The organism is uncultured Winogradskyella sp. (assembly GCF_947496485.1).
In the GTDB taxonomy this organism is placed as follows: domain Bacteria; phylum Bacteroidota; class Bacteroidia; order Flavobacteriales; family Flavobacteriaceae; genus Winogradskyella.
On sequence record NZ_CANMCZ010000001.1, the window covers coordinates 1,569,201 to 1,586,958 of the forward strand.

Below are 17,758 nucleotides of genomic sequence, written 5' to 3' on the forward strand. Positions count from 1 at the left end.
ATGATGAACTACGAATTACGAATCACGAATTGGGGTATCAGCAAGGTCAGAAAAGTGACTTTGGCTCTGTTTTTTGTTCTTTATTCTGTATTCTCTTTTTCTCAAGTCAAAACCGAAATAGACACTACTAAAATCCGAATAGGTGAACAAATTAGTTACCAAATTAAAGTTGAGGCAGATTCAACATCCTTAGTTGTATTTCCTGAAGGACAAACATTTATGCCTTTAGAAAATGTCGAAGCCCTAAAAATTGATACTACAAAGAAGGATGCTAAGTTCTTGTTATCTAGAATTTACAAGCTCACACAATTCGATTCGGGGTCTTATACTATTCCTAGACAAAAAATTATTATTGGCGATAAACCATTTTTCACGGATTCTTTAAGAGTTGATGTAAATACTGTAGAAGTTGATACAACAAAACAGCAACTCTACGATATTAAACCTATCATAGAAGTTGAAGAAACAGGGGGTAATTGGTGGAAATGGCTGTTAGGTGTTTTGGCAGCGTTGGCCTTAGTCGCTTTTTTACTGTACTGGTTTATATGGAGAAAAAAACCATTAACAGAGGAAGAAGAAATTGCGCTATTACCAGCTTATGACCGGGCAAAATTAGCTTTAAGAAAACTAGACGAAAGCCAATATTTAATGCGTTCAGAAGTAAAAGAATATTATTCTGAATTAACTTTTGTTATTAGAAAATATTTAGACGAAAAAGTATATGATCGTGCTTTAGAGAGTACTACAGACGAGTTGATATCTCGACTACAGTTACTTAAAGATGGTAATCAAGTTCCGCTTTCAAAAGACACTATTAAGAATATTGAATCTATTTTAAAACGAGCTGATTTAGTAAAGTTTGCCAAGTCTGCACCAGATACTGCTTTGGCCGAAATGGATAAAGACACCATTGATAAAGAAATAGATCATGTAAAAGAAAGTTTACCAGAACCAACTGAAGAAGAAAAACTTCTAAATCAACAATACAAAGAAGAACAAGAACGCAAAAAGAGGCGCAGAAAAGTACTTCTTACTATAGCAATTTCTGTATTCTTACTTATGGCGACTTTTGTAGGCTTCGGTATTAAATATGGTTTTGGTTATGTGAAAGATACTATTATTGGTCATGAAAGTAAAGAACTTTTAGAAGGCAATTGGGTAGAAAGTGCATATGGTTTTCCACCTATATATATTGAAACTCCTAAAGTTCTTAAAAGAGAAGAAAAAGAACTCCCAGAAGAATTAGAAGGTAAGGCGGAAATGACATTTTTTTCTTATGGTAGTTTAATTGAGCGTTTCTATATTGTAACAGGGACGACAATTTTAAATCTGCCCCCAAACCAAAAAGAAGATGCAGATACCCAAAAGGCAATAAATATAAATGCTGTTGTAGAAGGAAGTTTAAAATCTTGGGAAGAGAAAGGTGCTCGAAACTTGATTACCAAAAACGAAAAATTTGTTACACCAAATGGTGCTGAAGGCTTAAAAACTTTTGGGACAGCCGAATTTCCTAGTTTAACACCAGGTAGTTTTGAAGATGGTAATTACGTTATTCTAAGCTTTACTACCGAAAATATTATTCAGCAAATTATAATTATTAGTAGAAGTGATGACGCTTATGCAGAAGATATTGTACAGAGAATAATAGATTCTGTAGAACTCAATCCAGATGAATCAGAAGAAGGCGAAAACTAATGTTTGAAAATATAGAATTTTTAAATAAAGAATTGTTTTGGTTGTTACTGCTTTTGCCAGTAGCAATAATCTGGTATGTCTTTAAGCATAATCAACAAACAGCAGAGTTAAAAATATCGAGTATCAAAGGGTTCAAAGTATCATCTTCATTTTGGTCCAAGTTTAGACACTTGCTTTTTGCCTTACGACTCATCGCGTTAGGATTATTAATTGTGGCATTGGCGAGACCAAGAAGTGTTGATGTTTCTACTAAAACTAAAACAACTCGTGGAATAGATATTGTCATGGCTATTGATGTATCCGCAAGTATGCTAGCTAAAGATTTGCGCCCTAATCGATTAGATGCTTTAAAGGCAGTTGCTGCAGATTTTATAAAAGGACGACCAAATGACAGAATTGGATTGGTTGAATATGCTGGTGAAGCATACACCAAAACACCAATTACAAGTGACAAATCTATAGTTTTAAGATCACTTAGAGACATTAGATATAACACCTTAATTCAACAAGGAACTGCAATTGGTATGGGTTTGGGTACTTCCGTCAATCGATTAAAAGACAGTAAAGCAAAGAGTAGAGTTGTCATTCTACTTACAGACGGTGTCAATAATTCAGGTGCTGTAGATCCAAAGACAGCTAGTATTCTAGCTATTGATAATGGTATTAAAGTTTACACTATTGGTTTAGGAACTAATGGAATGGCTCTATCTCCAATAGGATTTAATGCTAATGGTTCATTTAGATATAGTAGACAACAAGTTGAAATAGATGAGGTGTTGTTGAAAGAAATTGCTGAAGATACAGGTGGTAAATATTTTAGAGCAACAAATAATAAGAAGTTGGCCGAAATTTATAAAGAAATCAATAAGCTCGAAAAAACTGAGATTGAAGAAAAGAAGTATTATAACTACGAGGAAAAATATAGACCATTAGTACTTTTAGGTGGTTTACTATTATTATTAGAACTTATATTACGAAACACAATATTTAGAAGCTTTGTTTAGACTTGATGAAAAAATATGGTTTTGGACGTTACTGGTTATTCCGGTAATTATTCTATTGTTTTTATTGTTGCAAATATGGAGACGCTCTGCGCAGAAAAAATTTGCAGAGAGTAGATTATTAAAACGACTGAGTCCAAATCAATCTTTGTTTAAAAGTATATTAAAAGTATTAGTGCTTTGTGGTGCTTTTGCGTGTTTATCGTTAGCACTAGTTAATCCTAAAATAGGAACAAAACTAGAAACCGTGCGTAGTCAAGGAGTTGATATTGTTTTTGCAGTAGATGTCTCTAAAAGTATGTTAGCAGAGGATATTGCGCCAAATCGTTTAGATAAATCAAAACAGTTAGTTACTCAAATTATTAATAGTTTGGCGAGCGATCGTGTTGGGATTATTGCTTATGCAGGCAAAGCTTTTCCGCAATTGCCAATTACAACAGATTATGCTTCGGCGAAAATGTTTTTGCAAAATATGAACACAGATATGTTGTCCTCACAAGGTACAGCAATTAGTGAAGCGATTGAGTTAGCAAAAACCTACTATGATGACGAAGAGCAAACCAATAGAGTGCTTATTATTATTTCAGACGGAGAAGACCATGATGGTGAAGCTGTTGATATTGCCGAAGAAGCAAATGAACAAGGCATTAAAATTTTAACGATAGGAGTTGGTGACACCAAAGGAGGTCCAATACCAATAAAGCGCAACGGAGTTATACTCAATTACAAGAAAGATAGACAGGGAGAGACCGTGATTACGCGCTTAAATGAGGTGACTTTAAAAGAGATTGCAGAAGAAACAAATGGAATTTATATCAATGGGAAAAATACAATTGAAGTAGTTGATGCCATCAAAGAAGTGCTAGATAAAATGGACAAAAAAGAATTTGAATCTAAACAAATAGCAGATTTTAAAGATCAATTTCAATGGTTTTTAGGTTTTGGCATTCTGCTGTTATTTATAGACATATTCTTTTTAGAACGAAAAACGGCATGGTTAAAGAAATTGAATTTATTTAACGAAAACTTTTAGAATTATTTTAACGCTAAGTAACAAACGGCTTTATTAATTTAGAGTTTAAAGGCATAATATAAATAGTAATGAAACTATACATAGCACTGATAACAATTTTAATTGGAAGTTTTGGATTCTCTCAAGACATTAATAAAGTACAATTAAAAGCAGAAAAAAAAGCAACTAATTTGGTTTACAAAGCTAATGAGTTGGTTGAAGATGATAATTATATTGAGGCTGAAATGGAATATAGAAAAGCCATTTCAGAGGCTCCGAAAAAAGCTGTTGGAGCCTATAATTTAGCACACTCATATTTTAGAAAAGGAAGTTTTGAAGAAGCTTTATTTAGAAATATGGAAGCAGTAAAAAATGCAATTACTAAAGATGAAAAACATAGAGCGTTTCATAATATTGGTAATATTTTAATGCAAAACAAAAAATGTAAAGAAGCTGTTGAAGCCTTTAAAGATGCACTAAGGAATAACCCAAATGATGATGAAACACGTTATAATTATGCCTTAGCAAAAGAATGTGCCAACCAGCAAGAAGATGGTGGTGGAGAAGATAATAAAGAAGATAAAGACAAAGAACAAGAAAAGGACAAAGAAGAAGAGCAAAAGAAAGAAGACCAAGACAAGGAAGAAAAAGATAAAAAAGACGAAGGGGATAAAGATAAAAAGGAAGGAGATAAAGAGGAAGATGAAAAAGGAAAGCCTAAGGACGATAAAAAAGATGATGGAAAGGGTGATGACAAAAAAGATAAAAAAGACCAAAAGCAAAAGCCAAAACCTGGGCAAATGTCTCCACAGCAAATGAAGAATATTTTAGAGGCTATGCAAAACCAAGAGCAAAAAGTACAGGAAAAAATAAATGCCAAAAAACAAAAAGGTGCAAAAGTAAGAACAGAAAAAGACTGGTAAATTCAACTCATAATTTCTAGGAACTTTCGTACTAAGGCTTGTCAAAGTGCTTTAATGTAAAATGAAATTCAAAAAATCTATATCAATATTATTGTTATTACTTGTAACGAGTATGGCTACTGCACAAATAAAATTTGAAGCTAAAGTCAGTAAGACAAAACTTGGCATAAACGAACGTTTGCGAATAGATTTTGAGATGAACAAAGATGGAGACAATTTTGTGCCTCCAAGTTTTGAAGATTTTGATGTTGTTATGGGACCCAACACCTCGGTCAGTAATTATTCAGGAAATGGTAAGCGCGTTTATTCTAAAACATACAGTTATTTTTTATCACCCAAAAAACGCGGAAAATTCACCATAAAACAAGCTACAATTGAGATTGAGGGGGAAACCTATAAGACCTTCCCAATTACTGTAAATGTTACAGGTGCTGTAGATAAACCCAATGCACCACCAACGGCTTCAGATGTTGCTTCTGAAAACATACATTTAGTGGCTGAGGTTTCTAATTTAAATCCGTACCTCAATGAAGCTATCACAGTAGTTTATAAATTATATGTGTCACGAGAAACTGGAGTTGGAGGTTGGAGTGAAAAAGATAGCCCAAGGTATAATGATTTTTGGAGTCAAAATATAGAAGTTAAAAGTTTTCCCACCCATAGAGCGCAATATAAAGGCGAAGATTATCGCTATGTTATACTTCGCAAAACGGTGCTATATCCTCAAAAAACAGGAAAGCTAAAGTTAGAACCTTTGGTATTAGATCTAACAGTTGAAGTGCCAACAAATAGGTTCGATATTTTTGGAAGATCAATAATGACTAAAGTCCCTAAAATAGTTACTGCTGGTAGCAGAACTATCGATGTAAAGCCATTACCAGAACAAGGCAAACCTTCAGATTTCAAAGGAGCAGTTGGGGATTTTGATTTTAAGGTCACAACTACCAAAACAGCTTTGGATGCAACAGAGTCGCTTCAAGCAAAAATAGAGGTTTCAGGAAAAGGAAATTTAAAACTTTTTGAACTCCCTAAGCTAACAGTACCAAGTTCATTAGAAGTTTACGAACCAGAGCACGAGGAGAGAGTTAGTACCAATTTAAAAGGAATGCAAGGTAGAATTTCTGATAATTATACCATTGTTCCGCAATACAAAGGGAAATATCCTGTGCCTTCAATTTCATTTTCATATTTCGATTTAGAGACGGAAAGTTATAAACGCGTCACTTCAAACGAAATAGTTATAGATGTTTTAGATGGCCCAACGGCTACCAATAACAATAGTGATACAGCATCAACGGCTAAACAAACTGTAAGACCAAATACAAACACGTTTGCATTTATTAAAACATCATCTAATTGGTCTAAAATCACAAGCCAATCGTTTTTTAAAACAACCAAATTTTGGACATTACTATTATTACCTTTTCTAGCGATTCCTTTGGCTATAGTAATTAGAAGAAAAAAGGACGAACGCGATGCAGATGTACAAGGTAACCGATTAAGAAAGGCAGATCGTTTGGCTAAAAAGTATTTAGGTGCAGCCAAAAAAGCTTTAGGTAAAAAGGAAACATTTTACTTGGCTTTGGAAAAAGCATTACATAATTATTTAAAAGCAAAACTAAATATAGAAACTAGTGATTTTAACAAAGAGAAAATAGAAACTACTCTAAAAGAAAGGCGGGTGGAACCTGAAGTTGTTTCAGATTTTATTTCAATATTAGAAAATTGTGAATTAGCGCGTTATACACCAATTACTCAGGTAACAATGCAGAATGATTATAATAAGTCAGCGAAAACAATTTCATTAATCGATAAACAATTAAGATAATATGAGAGCTGTAGTTATTATACTTTTTTGTTGTTTTAGTTTTTTTGTGTTTCCACAAAATGATAAGACTTTTGGGCAAGCCAATGCTTTATATAATGAAGGCAAATATGCTGAAGCCATTGATAAATATGAATCCATATTAGAGTCAGATGTACATTCTGCTGAATTGTATTATAATCTTGGTAATGCCAATTATAAGCTTAACAACATTGCTCCTAGCATTTATTATTTTGAAAAAGCACTTCAGTTAAACCCTTATGATAAGGACATAGAAAATAATCTGTCATTCGCACAACAGATGACTATTGATGCTATTGACAAAGTACCTCAGGTTGGGTTTTCAAGAATTATTAATAATATAGTTAATACTTTTAAAACAGATACTTGGGCAAAAATTGCCATAGGTGGTGTTATTATATTTGTGCTATTATTCTTAATGTATCATTTTTCTTATGCCACGTCACAAAAACGAATTGCATTTGTAATAAGTGTTTTAAGTTTATTGATTGCTTGTTTTTCTGCGGCAATGGCTTTTCAAAAAGAGAGTTTGGATAAAAAAGATAATCCTGCAATAGTATTCGTGCAAGAAAGCAAAGTAAAGGCTGAAGCCAATCAAACAAGTGAAGAAGTATTTAGGCTTCATGAAGGTACCAAAGTTCAAGTTTTAGAAACTTATGAAGACTGGAATAAAATAGAACTTTCCGACAATTCTACAGGTTGGATTTCATCCAAAGACATTAAATTGTTGAAGAATTTTTAAATAATATTTAACGAAATATTGATTAGTAAATAGTATATTCGTTCTTTATGCAAAAAACTAACCAACAAAGAATAGCAATACTCTTCACCATTTTTTTTATGGCGATTATTTCTGTTCCTTCAATAATTATGTCTTTCGATGACACAATTGATATTACCTGTTTTTATGGTGAAAATGAAGAAGAAGAAAAAGAAGGGTTAAAACTTGTTTTTGAATTTACTTCTCATAATCTCGAAGATTTTTTTACTGATAGCGACAATAATCGAAATGAAGTATATACTTCTAAAAACTATCCTAAACCTCATTTAAATTTAATTTCTCCACCTCCCGAATTCATTTAATTTCTTTGTTTGGACAATCTGTCCTGAAAAATCATTAAAAATTAGCTAATGAGATTACTCTTTGGCTTAAACTAATTTATATATGTTTAAATATTTAAAAAATGACATACCAGCGAGTATTGTCGTATTCTTTGTTGCGTTACCACTTTGTTTAGGTATTGCATTAGCCAGTGGTGCTCCATTATTTTCTGGATTGATAGCTGGTATTATTGGAGGTATTGTAGTAGGGTCATTAAGTGGTTCTAAAATTGGTGTTAGCGGCCCAGCAGCTGGACTTGCTGCAATTGTATTAACTGCAATTGGCACATTAGGTGGTTACGAAAACTTCCTTGTAGCTGTTGTTTTGGGTGGAATTATTCAAATTGGGTTTGGTGTTTTAAAAGCCGGAATTATTGGATATTATTTTCCTTCTTCAGTAATTAAAGGAATGCTGACAGGTATTGGATTAATTATCATCTTAAAACAGATTCCTTATTTCTTTGGACTTGATAAAAACCCTGAAGGTGATTTTGCATTTCTGCAATTTGATGGTGAAAACACACTCACCGAATTATTGAAAACTTTGAATGCAATAATAAGCGGGAATTTTGATAAAGGTGCTACAATCATAGCACTTGTTGCTATCGCAATATTAATACTTTGGGGAAATGTACTAATTAAAAAAGGAAAGTTTTTCGAGATTGTACAAGGACCAATAGTAGCAGTGGTGGTAGGTATTGTATTTTATATATTAACAAAATCTAATGAGACACTATCTCTAGAGGCCTCTCATTTAGTTAGTGTTCCAGTACCAGACAGTTTTGATACATTTATTGGACAGTTTAGTTTTCCAAATTTTTCAGTAATTACAAATCCAGAAGTTTGGGTAGTGGCTTTTACTATTGCTCTTGTGGCTAGTTTAGAGACTCTACTTTGTGTTGAAGCAACAGATAAATTAGATCCACATAAAAACGTGACTCCAACAAACAGAGAATTATTAGCGCAAGGAACTGGTAATGTTTTATCGGGTTTAATAGGTGGACTACCTATTACTCAAGTAATTGTAAGAAGTTCTGCAAATATCCAGTCGGGTGGACGTAGCAAAGCATCTGCTGTTATTCATGGATTTTTGTTATTAATTTCTGTAATCCTTATTCCTAAATTATTGAATATGATTCCGCTTTCTGTGTTAGCTGCTGTACTTTTTATTGTTGGTTATAAACTCGCAAAACCGGCATTATTCAAAAAAATGTACAATTTAGGATGGAAACAATTCGTGCCTTTTACAGTAACAGTATTAGGAATTGTATTTATAGATTTATTATATGGAATTGGATTAGGTTTAGGTGTTGGAATCATTGTTATCTTAATTAAGAGTTACCAAAATTCTCATTTTCTTCATATTGAAGATAAGAGCAATGGTAAGCACAAAATAAAAATGACCTTTGCAGAAGAAGTAACATTTTTTAATAAAGGTGCCATTTTAAAAGAATTAGATAGCTTACCAAGAGACACCTATTTAGAATTAGATGTTAGAAAAACTAGGTATTTAGATAATGATATTATCGAAATCCTAGATGACTTTGCTTTCAAAGCTAAGGAAAGACATATTGATATAAAGCTAATCTCGGAAAGAGGAATTGTAGAAAATCCAGATAGCTTTATAGAGTTTTTTAAACTTAGACCCAAAATAGCTCAAATTTAAGAATTATGAAAAATGGAACATATAAGATTTTAGTACTTTCTGACTTGAAAGCATCTACAACAGAATTATTAAAAAGCACTGCTAGTTTTGCAAATATGATCGATGGAGAAGTACATTTATTTCATGTAAAAAAGGGAACTGAGATTGTAAAAACCGCAAGTCAGTTATCTGCAAAGCGAGAGATTAATGAATACAATATTAATGCAGATAAAAATATTAAGAATCTTATTAAGCCAATTTCGAAGCAATACAATCTAGATATTAAATACAGATTTAGCCTTGGAAATGTAAAAGATGAGATAGATAAGCACATAAAACAAGTAAATCCAGATGTAATTGTACTTGGTAAAAGAAAGTCAAAACCCTTAAAACTTATTGGCGACAATGTTACGAATTTTATTTTGAAGAGATTCAATAAAGCTGTAATGATTGTATCAGACGACAACAATTTAGGACCGGATGCTGATTTGTCTATTGGACTGTTAAACGGCACTAATGCAGCTTTAACCGAAGGTTTATCTGGAAATTTAATAAGAAATACAAAACGACCTTTGACCTCTTTTAAAGTTGGATCTCAATCTAAAGAAACTATTGTGTCAGAAAATAAAGTCGTAGAGTTTGTCTTTGAAGAAAACGATAATACGATAAACACATTGTCAGATTATATTTCGAAGAAGAAAGTTAATCTATTGTGTATAGACCGTAATACGACTTCTAAAAAAGACAATTACACTAATGCAGTTATAAATAAAGTAAACGTATCACTGTTAGTTACATGAGAGTGTTACACTAAACTATTCCAAACCAGATTAAAATAATTGAAAATTTTAGGCTAATTTAGAAAAAGATAAAATCATTTTATGAAAAAACTATTTTCTAACATCAAAGGCGATGCTTTTGGTGGAATTACAGCTGGTATAGTTGCATTGCCTTTGGCATTAGCTTTTGGAGTTTCTTCAGGGTTAGGGCCAGAAGCTGGATTGTATGGAGCTATTTTCATTAGTTTTTTCGCGGCGCTTTTTGGAGGTACTGACACTCAGATATCTGGGCCAACAGCACCAATGACTGCCGTAAGTATGGTCATAATTGCAGGTATAGTTGCGGCAAATGATGGTAGTGTAGAAAAAGCATTGCCAGCTATTTTAACCGTATTCTTACTGGCAGGTTTAATACAAATTGGTTTAGGTCTCTTAGGAATAGGAAAATATATAAGATATATTCCTTATCCTGTTGTTTCTGGATTCATGACTGCTATTGGTGTTATTATTTTATTAACTCAAATCTTACCTTCGCTAGGGTATTATCCTAAAGAAGATGAGGCTTTTGTTGAAAAATTCAAAATACAAGCAGAAGAAGTGATTCTGGAAAATATTTTGAAAGAGGAAGCAGGTGAAGGTATTCTGGTACTAGAAAATTTTGAAGAAACTATAAAGCGCGGAACAAAAATTACTCCGGAAGAAATTTTACAAGAATCTAAAACTCTAGCCGCTAAAGAAGCTTCAGGTACCATTGGTGCACTTAAAGTATTACCAAGAGCTTTAAAAAATATAAAATGGTTGGAGTTAATATTAGCACTTGGAACTATATTTATTATTTATGCTTTTAAGCGAATAACCACAGCCATACCAAGTACTCTAGTAGCATTAGTCGTTATGTCTGGTATTGCCTATGGTTTTAATTTAGGATATGAACCAATTTCAGAGATTCCTGGTGGTATTCCTGTTCCGAAACTAGAAATGTTTAGTAACTTTAGTTTGAGTAGCATAACACCTTATATTTTTACAGCACTTGCCTTATCCTTATTAGGTGCAATAGATTCACTTTTAACAAGTGTAGTTGCCGATAATATGACTAAAACAAAGCATAAGCCCAATAAAGAGTTAGTTGGTCAAGGTATAGGAAATTGCATTGGAGCAATATTTGGAGGTATTCCAGGCGCAGGTGCTACGATTAGAACAGTAGTAAATATAAATGCAGGAGGGAAAACAAAATTATCTGGAATGATTGCTGGTGTAATGTTATTAGTAATTATGCTAGCGTTAAGTGATGTGGCGTCAAAAATCCCAGCAGCAGTTTTAGCAGGTATATTAATTACTGTTGGTATTGGAGTAATGGATTATAAAGGTCTAAGAGCTATTCCAAGCCTGCCAAAAGACATCAAATTTGGGCCATTAAAATTAAGTTCTGAGGTATTGATAATGTTAGTTGTATTAGTGCTGTCGACCTTCTGGGATTTAATTTATGCTGTAGGTATAGGTTTAGTAATAGCATCACTAATGTTTATGAAAAAAATAGGTGATTTAACAGCAGAACGCTCTGATGTAAAATCATTAAAAGAAGAATCTTGGGCGGATGAAGGGGATTTTCCTTCAGACTTAAAAGAAGAAGTATTTATTAAGCACCTTAAAGGTCCTTTATTTTTTGGATCTACTAGCGATTTTCAAGCTTTAACAGAGCAGATTCCTAATACAGCTGAAATAGTGATTCTAAGATTAGGTCGTATGCAATATATGGATCAAACGGGTCTATATGCTATGGAAGATATGCTTCAAGATCTCAAAAAAAATAATGTCGAAGTTTTATTTGTTGGGCTTTTAAAACAGCCACGCTATATGATGGAGCGTATTGATATTATTCCAGATTTTATTCCGAATGAACATATTTTTAAAGATTTTAAAACTTGTTTAAAATGGGTTAAAGACAACGTAAAAGATAAATATTAATAATTAAAAAAGATAAAAAATGAAAAATATAGCAATAACAAAAGACGTACAAAGTGCATTATCGCCAGATGGAGTTTTACAAGATTTATTAGAAGGTAATAAGCGTTTTGTAAACGGAAATCTTGAAGGAGCTGATAATGCTGCTTTAGTAAACCAAACAACAGGAGGGCAATTCCCTAAAGCTGTGGTTTTATCTTGCATAGATTCTCGTGTGCCAGTAGAAACAGTATTAGACCAAGCCATAGGAGATATATTTGTGGCAAGAGTCGCTGGTAATTTTGAAAACGTAGATATTCTAGGAAGCTTAGAATACTCTTGTAAAGCAGCTGGAAGTAAGTTGGTTTTAGTTTTAGGCCACGAAAGCTGTGGTGCAGTAAAAGCAGCTTGTGATGGTGTAGAGCTTGGCAATATTACAGCAATGTTAGATAATATTATGCCAGCAGTTAGAAAATCTGCAAATGAAGTTGAAGGTGAAGCAAATTCATCTAATAAAGAGTTTGTTGCAAAAACTGTGGCAAATAATGTAAAGCTTACAATTGACCGTATCCGTGAGAAAAGTCAAATCTTAAAAGAAATGGAAGATAATGGCGAAATTGCTATCGTTGGTGGTGTCTACAGCCTACATACCGGAAAAGTAGAAATGCTATAATAGAAAACTTTTAATTGAAAAGCCATTCTCTAAGAGTGGCTTTTTTTTATGCTTCTTCCTCTGGTGCTTGTGTTTCTTCTGCTTCGCTTTTAATAAGGTTAGGAAAAATCATCGGAGCTAAAGATTTCACAGGTTTGTAAAGTATACTTTCTTCTAAATCTTCTTTTTCCATAAACGGAAGTGTGTTATTTAATTTGTTGAAAACAATTAAAAGTACACTGAGAATTAATCCAATTTTAAGCGCTCCAAAAATACCGCCTGCAAGTTTATTTATGATGCCTAGTGCAGCAAAGTCGGCTAATTTAGTTAAAGCTTTTCCTGCTAAACTAATGGCTAAAACAATAATCACAAAGGTTATGGCGAATGCTACGATATTAATAGTTTTTTCATTCCATTCCACCTTAGATTCCAAAAACTCCGCCGCAAAACCACTGAAGTGAATGGCTCCATATACACCTAAAACCAAAGCAACTAAAGAAGCCACTTCAACGAAAAGCCCTTTCATAGCTCCACGTATAAGCCCAAATAATAATAGGGCTCCTAAAACAATGTCGATGATACTCATAATACTAGCGGTTTAGGCAAATATAAATTAACTTTGCCAATTATTAAACGTAATAATAGGTCTGAAAATTATGGCAAGAGATGAACAATTAAAAGAACGATGGGATTTGGTAGTAGAAAAACTCTCTAATCAGTTTGCAGATGGAGATAGATTAGACTTAGATTCCATTATTTATCTTATTGGTGTTCAGGAACTTGGGCAAATACATCGTGAATACAAAAAAGATCACAAACTCGATTTAATGCATATTGCTATTTGCAAGGTTTTGGAGCCTTATGGTTTTTATAAATTTGATTATGTAGACGATGACGGTTGGCCACATTACAAAGTATTGGCACAATTACCACATCTTAAGGCAGGTGAACAGAGTGTCTTAATGAAAGAAGCTATTGTTAATTATTTTATAGAAACCGATTATATTAATTAATATTTAACTTTTTTCAGGAGAATTACGGGGAGTATTGTTATATAATTGTAATCAATAAAAACTTATAAATGAAAACAAAACAAAGCATAAAGCAACTGCTGTTATTGTGTGTTGTAGGATTAACAGCTATGGCGTGCCCTAATGATGATGGTGAGGATCCAACCTCAGAAAACCCTATTGTAGGTACTTGGAGATTTTTAGAATCATTTGAAAATGGAGTTGTAGAAGAATTAGAACCTTGTGATACAGAAGGCGATTTGATATTCGCTGAAAATGGTAATTTTTCTGGTGAATATTATGTAGATGATAATGAAGATGGTATATGTGAATTAGAAGAAATGGATACAGGTTCTTGGTCTAATACAGGAAACCTTTACACCATCACAATTGGTGGTGAGTCAGAGACACAGGAAATTACTTTTGAGGGAAACACATTCTTTTTTGAAGAAACAGATGTAGAAGATGGAGTGACAATAACTTATAGAGATGTCTTTATAAAGCAGTAGACTCTAATAAAATCTTAATTATTTAAACTCCTTTAATCTTAAAGGAGTTTTTTGTTCTTAAAAATCATAAATTTGCGGATTAAGAAGAGATACTGAAATAAATTCAGCGTAAAATGATAGATAAGCTAAAAGAACTCATTGCAGAAGCAGAAGCATTTAAAGCACAATCAAAAGAAGAGGTTGAAGCGTTTAGAATTAAATATTTAGGGTCAAAAGGATTACTAAAACAGTACTTTGCTGAGTTTAAAAATGTAGCAAACGATCAGAAGAAAGAATTCGGACAAACGATTAATCAGCTAAAGAAAACAGCAGAAGACAAAGTAAATACTTTAAAAGAAGCTTTCGAAAATCAAGAAGAGGATAAAGGGATTTATGGAGATTTATCGCGTCCAGGAGAACCTATCGCTTTGGGTGCACGTCATCCTATTTCTATTGTTAAAAATCAAATTATTGATATCTTTTCTCGTATTGGATTTAATGTCAGTGAAGGACCAGAAATTGAAGATGATTGGCATAACTTTACAGCATTGAACTTACCTGAATACCATCCAGCGCGAGATATGCAGGACACCTTTTTTATTCAAACCAATCCAGATATATTATTGCGTACACACACTAGTTCGGTACAAGTACGTTATATGGAAAATAACAAACCGCCAATTAGAACTATTTCGCCTGGTCGTGTATATAGAAATGAAGCCATTTCTGCGCGTTCACATTGTTTTTTCCATCAAGTAGAAGGATTGTATATTGACAAGGATGTAAGTTTTGCAGATTTAAAACAAACACTACAATATTTTACTACAGAGATGTTCGGAAAATCTAAGATTAGATTACGTCCATCATACTTTCCATTTACAGAGCCAAGTGCTGAAGTCGATGTATATTGGGGTCTAGAAACAGAAACCGATTATAAAATCACTAAGGGTACAGGTTGGTTAGAAATTATGGGTTGTGGTATGGTAGATCCTAATGTATTAGAAAATTGTGGAATTGATTCTAAAGAATACACTGGTTTTGCCTTTGGTATGGGAATCGATCGTATTGCTATGCTTTTAAATCAGATTAGTGATATTCGATTGCTAAGTGAGAATGATGTGCGTTTTTTAGAGCAGTTTAGGTCAGCTTTATAAAAGCTATTATAAATGTTCAGCAGCATCAATACTAAAGACTGATTTTCTAAATTCTGAAGGCTTTTTTTCATTTAAAAGTTTAAGTCCTCCACTAGCTTTAATAAGTTTTGCAAAATGCGCCTCTCTTTTTTCGTATTGTTCTTTGTTATCATATGTAGTTACTAGTATAATATGAAAAGGTGTGTCTTCATTATATGCTGTTTGCATTAATGAAAACGAACTTATATAGCCTTTTTCAACTGCTTTTTCTCTTAGAACTTTCCAGTTATTCTGAAAGTAATATATAGCTTCTTCTTTATTGTTATTTAGAACTGCAACAGTTTCTATGGTCGTAATCTTTTCATTGGTTTGACTATAAGATAAACTATAAATCGGCAACAAAATAAGGAGTAATAGGAATCTCATAACTCAAGGCTTTTTAGATGAATACCTAAATTAAGAATTTAGTTTTTTTGAGCTTTCTTTTTAGCGTATAATTAACATGGAATTAAAAAGGTGCATTGTCATTCACTTGTTGTAATAACCATTTGATATCATCTTCTGAAACTTCGTCGATACTTTCAAATTTTACACGTTTAGCATGTTTACCTTTTCCAGAAAATTTTAATTTTTCGTGAGAAATATTATCGACATGATGAACATACAGCATGCAAGTATCATTTGCAGATTGTTGAATACCACATAGTACATTATTAGATCCATTTCGGCTGTAAAGAGTCATCTTAACTTTAGAACCTCCATAGAAGTTTTCTTCTATATTTGAAAAAAACTCTAAAACTATGGTTCTTAATTTTAAACCGATTTGCTGAGCTTTCGAATTACGAACAAACGTATTTTTAAAGTTTTCAAGTGAAGTCATGTTCTATAAATAGTTTAAGGTATTCAAGTTCGGATTTTTTATTAGAAAATCAAAACAGTTAATTTTGCAACCATGAAAAAAGACATAACAATTCCTGAAGTAAAAGATGTACACGTTGCAGTTGTGCAAGAAGAACATATAGAATACAAAACCCAAGACTGGAATGCCTATATCATAAACAACACAGATAAAGATCTAGAAACTGTCCTCATAGTTTCGCAAGGTTTTAGTGATAAGAAAATGACACCTCCAATGCGCCATACCATTTCAAAATTACCAGCAAGAAGTTATGCTAAGATTGAATATTTACAAGAAAAAGTTTTAGAGCTGAATAATTCTTTTAAAATCACCTTTTTTGAAGAAAATCGGATGTTTGATAAAACGTATTTATTTAGAAAGAATACTATTAATAAAAGGGCTTTACAGAATCTTCCATTAATGCAGTTGAAAGGTATTTTGGTGAAATAATATTGGTTCTTAGAGTCGTCATTCCACACTTAATATGGAATCTATTTTGATGAGATTCTGAATCGAGTTCAGGATGACAAAAAAATTAATCCAACTTATCAGTCAATTTCTTAAAAACCTTTTTTGGATCTTTATTCTCATAAAGAATGTCATAAACCGCATTGATGATTGGCATACGCGTCTTTTTAGTATTCTTTTCGTTGAGAAGGAAAGCACTCTTAGTGGCATAATAACCTTCCGCAACCATATTCATTTCCATCTGTGCAGATTTCACAGTATAACCCTTGCCAATCATATTACCGAACATTCGGTTACGAGAAAAGACAGAGTAGCCAGTTACTAATAAATCCCCTAAATAAGCTGAATTATTAATGTTACGTTTCATCTTATGCATCTTTTTAATAAAACGCTTCATTTCGCGAATTGCATTACTCATTAATACACTTTGAAAGTTATCACCATAACCTAAACCGTGTGCAATTCCTGCAGCGATTGCGTAGATGTTTTTTAACATTACCGCATATTCTACACCAATAATATCATCGCTGATTTTAGTTTTTATATAATTGCTCGATAAGTTATCTGCTATTGATTGTGCTTTTTCTGCATCGGCACAAGAAATAGTGAGATAGGATAAACGCTCTAATGCAACTTCTTCTGCATGACATGGACCAGCAATTACAGCAATATTTTCAAAAGGAATATTATAAATATCATGAAAATGTTCTCCAACTAATAATCCAGATTCTGGCATAATACCTTTTACTGCAGATACCACAATTTTATTACTAATATCTATTGTCAGTTTTTCTAGTTCAGAGTGCATAAAAGCAGAAGGAATTACAAAAATGAGGACATCTGCCCATTCTGCAATTTCATTAATATCATTACTGAGTTTTAATTGCTCTGTATGAAACTCAACAGAACTTAAATAACTAGGATTGTGTTGTTCTTTTAAAATATGCTCTTTGGCATAAACACTTCTCATATACCAACCGACTTCATCTAAGTTTTCGCAAAGCATTTTTACAATGGCAGTTGCCCAACTTCCTGCACCAAAAACAGCATATTTTGTAGTATCATTCATAGGATTGTAATCAATTAATTATATCAAAAATAAGGAAAGTTTTATGGAATGACTAATACATTGACAATTGCGTTAAGCATTTAAAATCGGTGCTTCT

19 protein-coding genes are annotated in these 17,758 nt (G+C 32.7%); 15 read left to right on the plus strand and 4 right to left on the minus strand.

What is annotated here, in order from left to right:
• The 11 genes from Q0822_RS06705 (at position 1) to Q0822_RS06755 (ending at position 12,616) form a co-directional block, all read left to right on the plus strand.
• Positions 1 to 1,695 carry a hypothetical protein gene (locus Q0822_RS06705; protein WP_299121759.1) on the plus strand — a complete coding sequence of 565 codons (1,695 nt, stop codon included), beginning with the start codon at positions 1 to 3 and terminating at the stop codon, positions 1,693 to 1,695.
• Positions 1,695 to 2,699 (plus strand): VWA domain-containing protein, encoded by a 1,005-nt coding sequence (locus Q0822_RS06710; protein ID WP_299121760.1) that lies wholly within the window; start codon positions 1,695 to 1,697, stop codon positions 2,697 to 2,699. The genes Q0822_RS06705 and Q0822_RS06710 overlap by 1 nt, the downstream gene beginning before the upstream one ends.
• Positions 2,692 to 3,729 carry a VWA domain-containing protein gene (locus tag Q0822_RS06715; RefSeq protein ID WP_299121761.1) on the plus strand — a complete coding sequence of 346 codons (1,038 nt, stop codon included), beginning with the start codon at positions 2,692 to 2,694 and terminating at the stop codon, positions 3,727 to 3,729. The genes Q0822_RS06710 and Q0822_RS06715 overlap by 8 nt, the downstream gene beginning before the upstream one ends.
• Positions 3,730 to 3,797: 68 nt before the next feature.
• Positions 3,798 to 4,631, plus strand: coding sequence for an aerotolerance regulator BatC (locus Q0822_RS06720; protein WP_299121762.1), 834 nt, complete (start codon positions 3,798 to 3,800; stop codon positions 4,629 to 4,631).
• A gap of 61 nt (positions 4,632 to 4,692) precedes the next feature.
• Complete coding sequence (locus tag Q0822_RS06725) at positions 4,693 to 6,459, plus strand: BatD family protein (protein WP_299121763.1); 1,767 nt, start codon at positions 4,693 to 4,695, stop codon at positions 6,457 to 6,459.
• Between the two features lies 1 nt (position 6,460).
• Complete coding sequence (locus Q0822_RS06730; protein ID WP_299121764.1) at positions 6,461 to 7,219, plus strand: tetratricopeptide repeat protein; 759 nt, start codon at positions 6,461 to 6,463, stop codon at positions 7,217 to 7,219.
• A gap of 47 nt (positions 7,220 to 7,266) precedes the next feature.
• Entirely contained in the window at positions 7,267 to 7,560 is a 294-nt protein-coding gene (locus Q0822_RS06735) for a hypothetical protein (protein ID WP_299121765.1), read from the plus strand.
• An 82-nt stretch (positions 7,561 to 7,642) separates the two neighbouring features.
• Complete coding sequence (locus tag Q0822_RS06740; protein ID WP_299121766.1) at positions 7,643 to 9,244, plus strand: SulP family inorganic anion transporter; 1,602 nt, start codon at positions 7,643 to 7,645, stop codon at positions 9,242 to 9,244.
• 5 nt (positions 9,245 to 9,249) lie between these two features.
• Positions 9,250 to 10,023 carry a universal stress protein gene (locus Q0822_RS06745; protein WP_299121767.1) on the plus strand — a complete coding sequence of 258 codons (774 nt, stop codon included), beginning with the start codon at positions 9,250 to 9,252 and terminating at the stop codon, positions 10,021 to 10,023.
• A gap of 81 nt (positions 10,024 to 10,104) precedes the next feature.
• Positions 10,105 to 11,967: a SulP family inorganic anion transporter gene (locus Q0822_RS06750; protein ID WP_299121769.1), complete on the plus strand. Its 1,863-nt coding sequence runs from the start codon at positions 10,105 to 10,107 to the stop codon at positions 11,965 to 11,967.
• A 19-nt stretch (positions 11,968 to 11,986) separates the two neighbouring features.
• Positions 11,987 to 12,616 (plus strand): carbonic anhydrase family protein, encoded by a 630-nt coding sequence (locus Q0822_RS06755; protein WP_299121771.1) that lies wholly within the window; start codon positions 11,987 to 11,989, stop codon positions 12,614 to 12,616.
• Positions 12,617 to 12,662: 46 nt separating this feature from the next.
• Here Q0822_RS06755 and Q0822_RS06760 read toward each other — a convergent pair whose 3' ends face one another.
• Positions 12,663 to 13,181, minus strand: a complete 519-nt coding sequence (locus tag Q0822_RS06760; RefSeq protein ID WP_299121773.1) for a CvpA family protein — start codon at positions 13,179 to 13,181, stop codon at positions 12,663 to 12,665.
• A 70-nt stretch (positions 13,182 to 13,251) separates the two neighbouring features.
• On the opposite strand from Q0822_RS06760, the gene Q0822_RS06765 reads away from it, so the two are divergent.
• The 3 genes from Q0822_RS06765 to pheS all read left to right on the plus strand — a co-directional run bounded on the left by Q0822_RS06765 (position 13,252) and on the right by pheS (position 15,247).
• Positions 13,252 to 13,608 carry a hypothetical protein gene (locus Q0822_RS06765; RefSeq protein WP_299121775.1) on the plus strand — a complete coding sequence of 119 codons (357 nt, stop codon included), beginning with the start codon at positions 13,252 to 13,254 and terminating at the stop codon, positions 13,606 to 13,608.
• Positions 13,609 to 13,676: 68 nt separating this feature from the next.
• Positions 13,677 to 14,114 (plus strand): lipocalin family protein, encoded by a 438-nt coding sequence (locus tag Q0822_RS06770; protein WP_299121778.1) that lies wholly within the window; start codon positions 13,677 to 13,679, stop codon positions 14,112 to 14,114.
• A gap of 113 nt (positions 14,115 to 14,227) precedes the next feature.
• Positions 14,228 to 15,247, plus strand: coding sequence for a phenylalanine--tRNA ligase subunit alpha (gene pheS, locus Q0822_RS06775; RefSeq protein ID WP_299121780.1), 1,020 nt, complete (start codon positions 14,228 to 14,230; stop codon positions 15,245 to 15,247).
• A gap of 6 nt (positions 15,248 to 15,253) precedes the next feature.
• Here the strand turns inward: pheS and Q0822_RS06780 are convergent, their stop codons facing one another.
• Together Q0822_RS06780 and Q0822_RS06785 are read right to left on the minus strand one after the other, a co-directional pair.
• A complete protein-coding gene (locus Q0822_RS06780; RefSeq protein ID WP_299121781.1) occupies positions 15,254 to 15,652 on the minus strand; it encodes a hypothetical protein in 399 nt (132 codons plus the stop codon).
• 82 nt (positions 15,653 to 15,734) lie between these two features.
• The gene (locus tag Q0822_RS06785) at positions 15,735 to 16,106 is read right to left on the minus strand and encodes a DUF1801 domain-containing protein (protein WP_299121783.1); all 372 of its coding nucleotides are present in this window, start codon (positions 16,104 to 16,106) and stop codon (positions 15,735 to 15,737) included.
• Positions 16,107 to 16,178: 72 nt separating this feature from the next.
• Between Q0822_RS06785 and Q0822_RS06790 the strand changes: the two genes are divergently transcribed.
• A complete protein-coding gene (locus Q0822_RS06790; RefSeq protein WP_299121786.1) occupies positions 16,179 to 16,574 on the plus strand; it encodes a hypothetical protein in 396 nt (131 codons plus the stop codon).
• An 85-nt stretch (positions 16,575 to 16,659) separates the two neighbouring features.
• Here Q0822_RS06790 and Q0822_RS06795 read toward each other — a convergent pair whose 3' ends face one another.
• Entirely contained in the window at positions 16,660 to 17,661 is a 1,002-nt protein-coding gene (locus tag Q0822_RS06795) for an NAD(P)H-dependent glycerol-3-phosphate dehydrogenase (protein ID WP_299121788.1), read from the minus strand.
• Between the last annotated feature and the right edge of the window lie 97 nt (positions 17,662 to 17,758).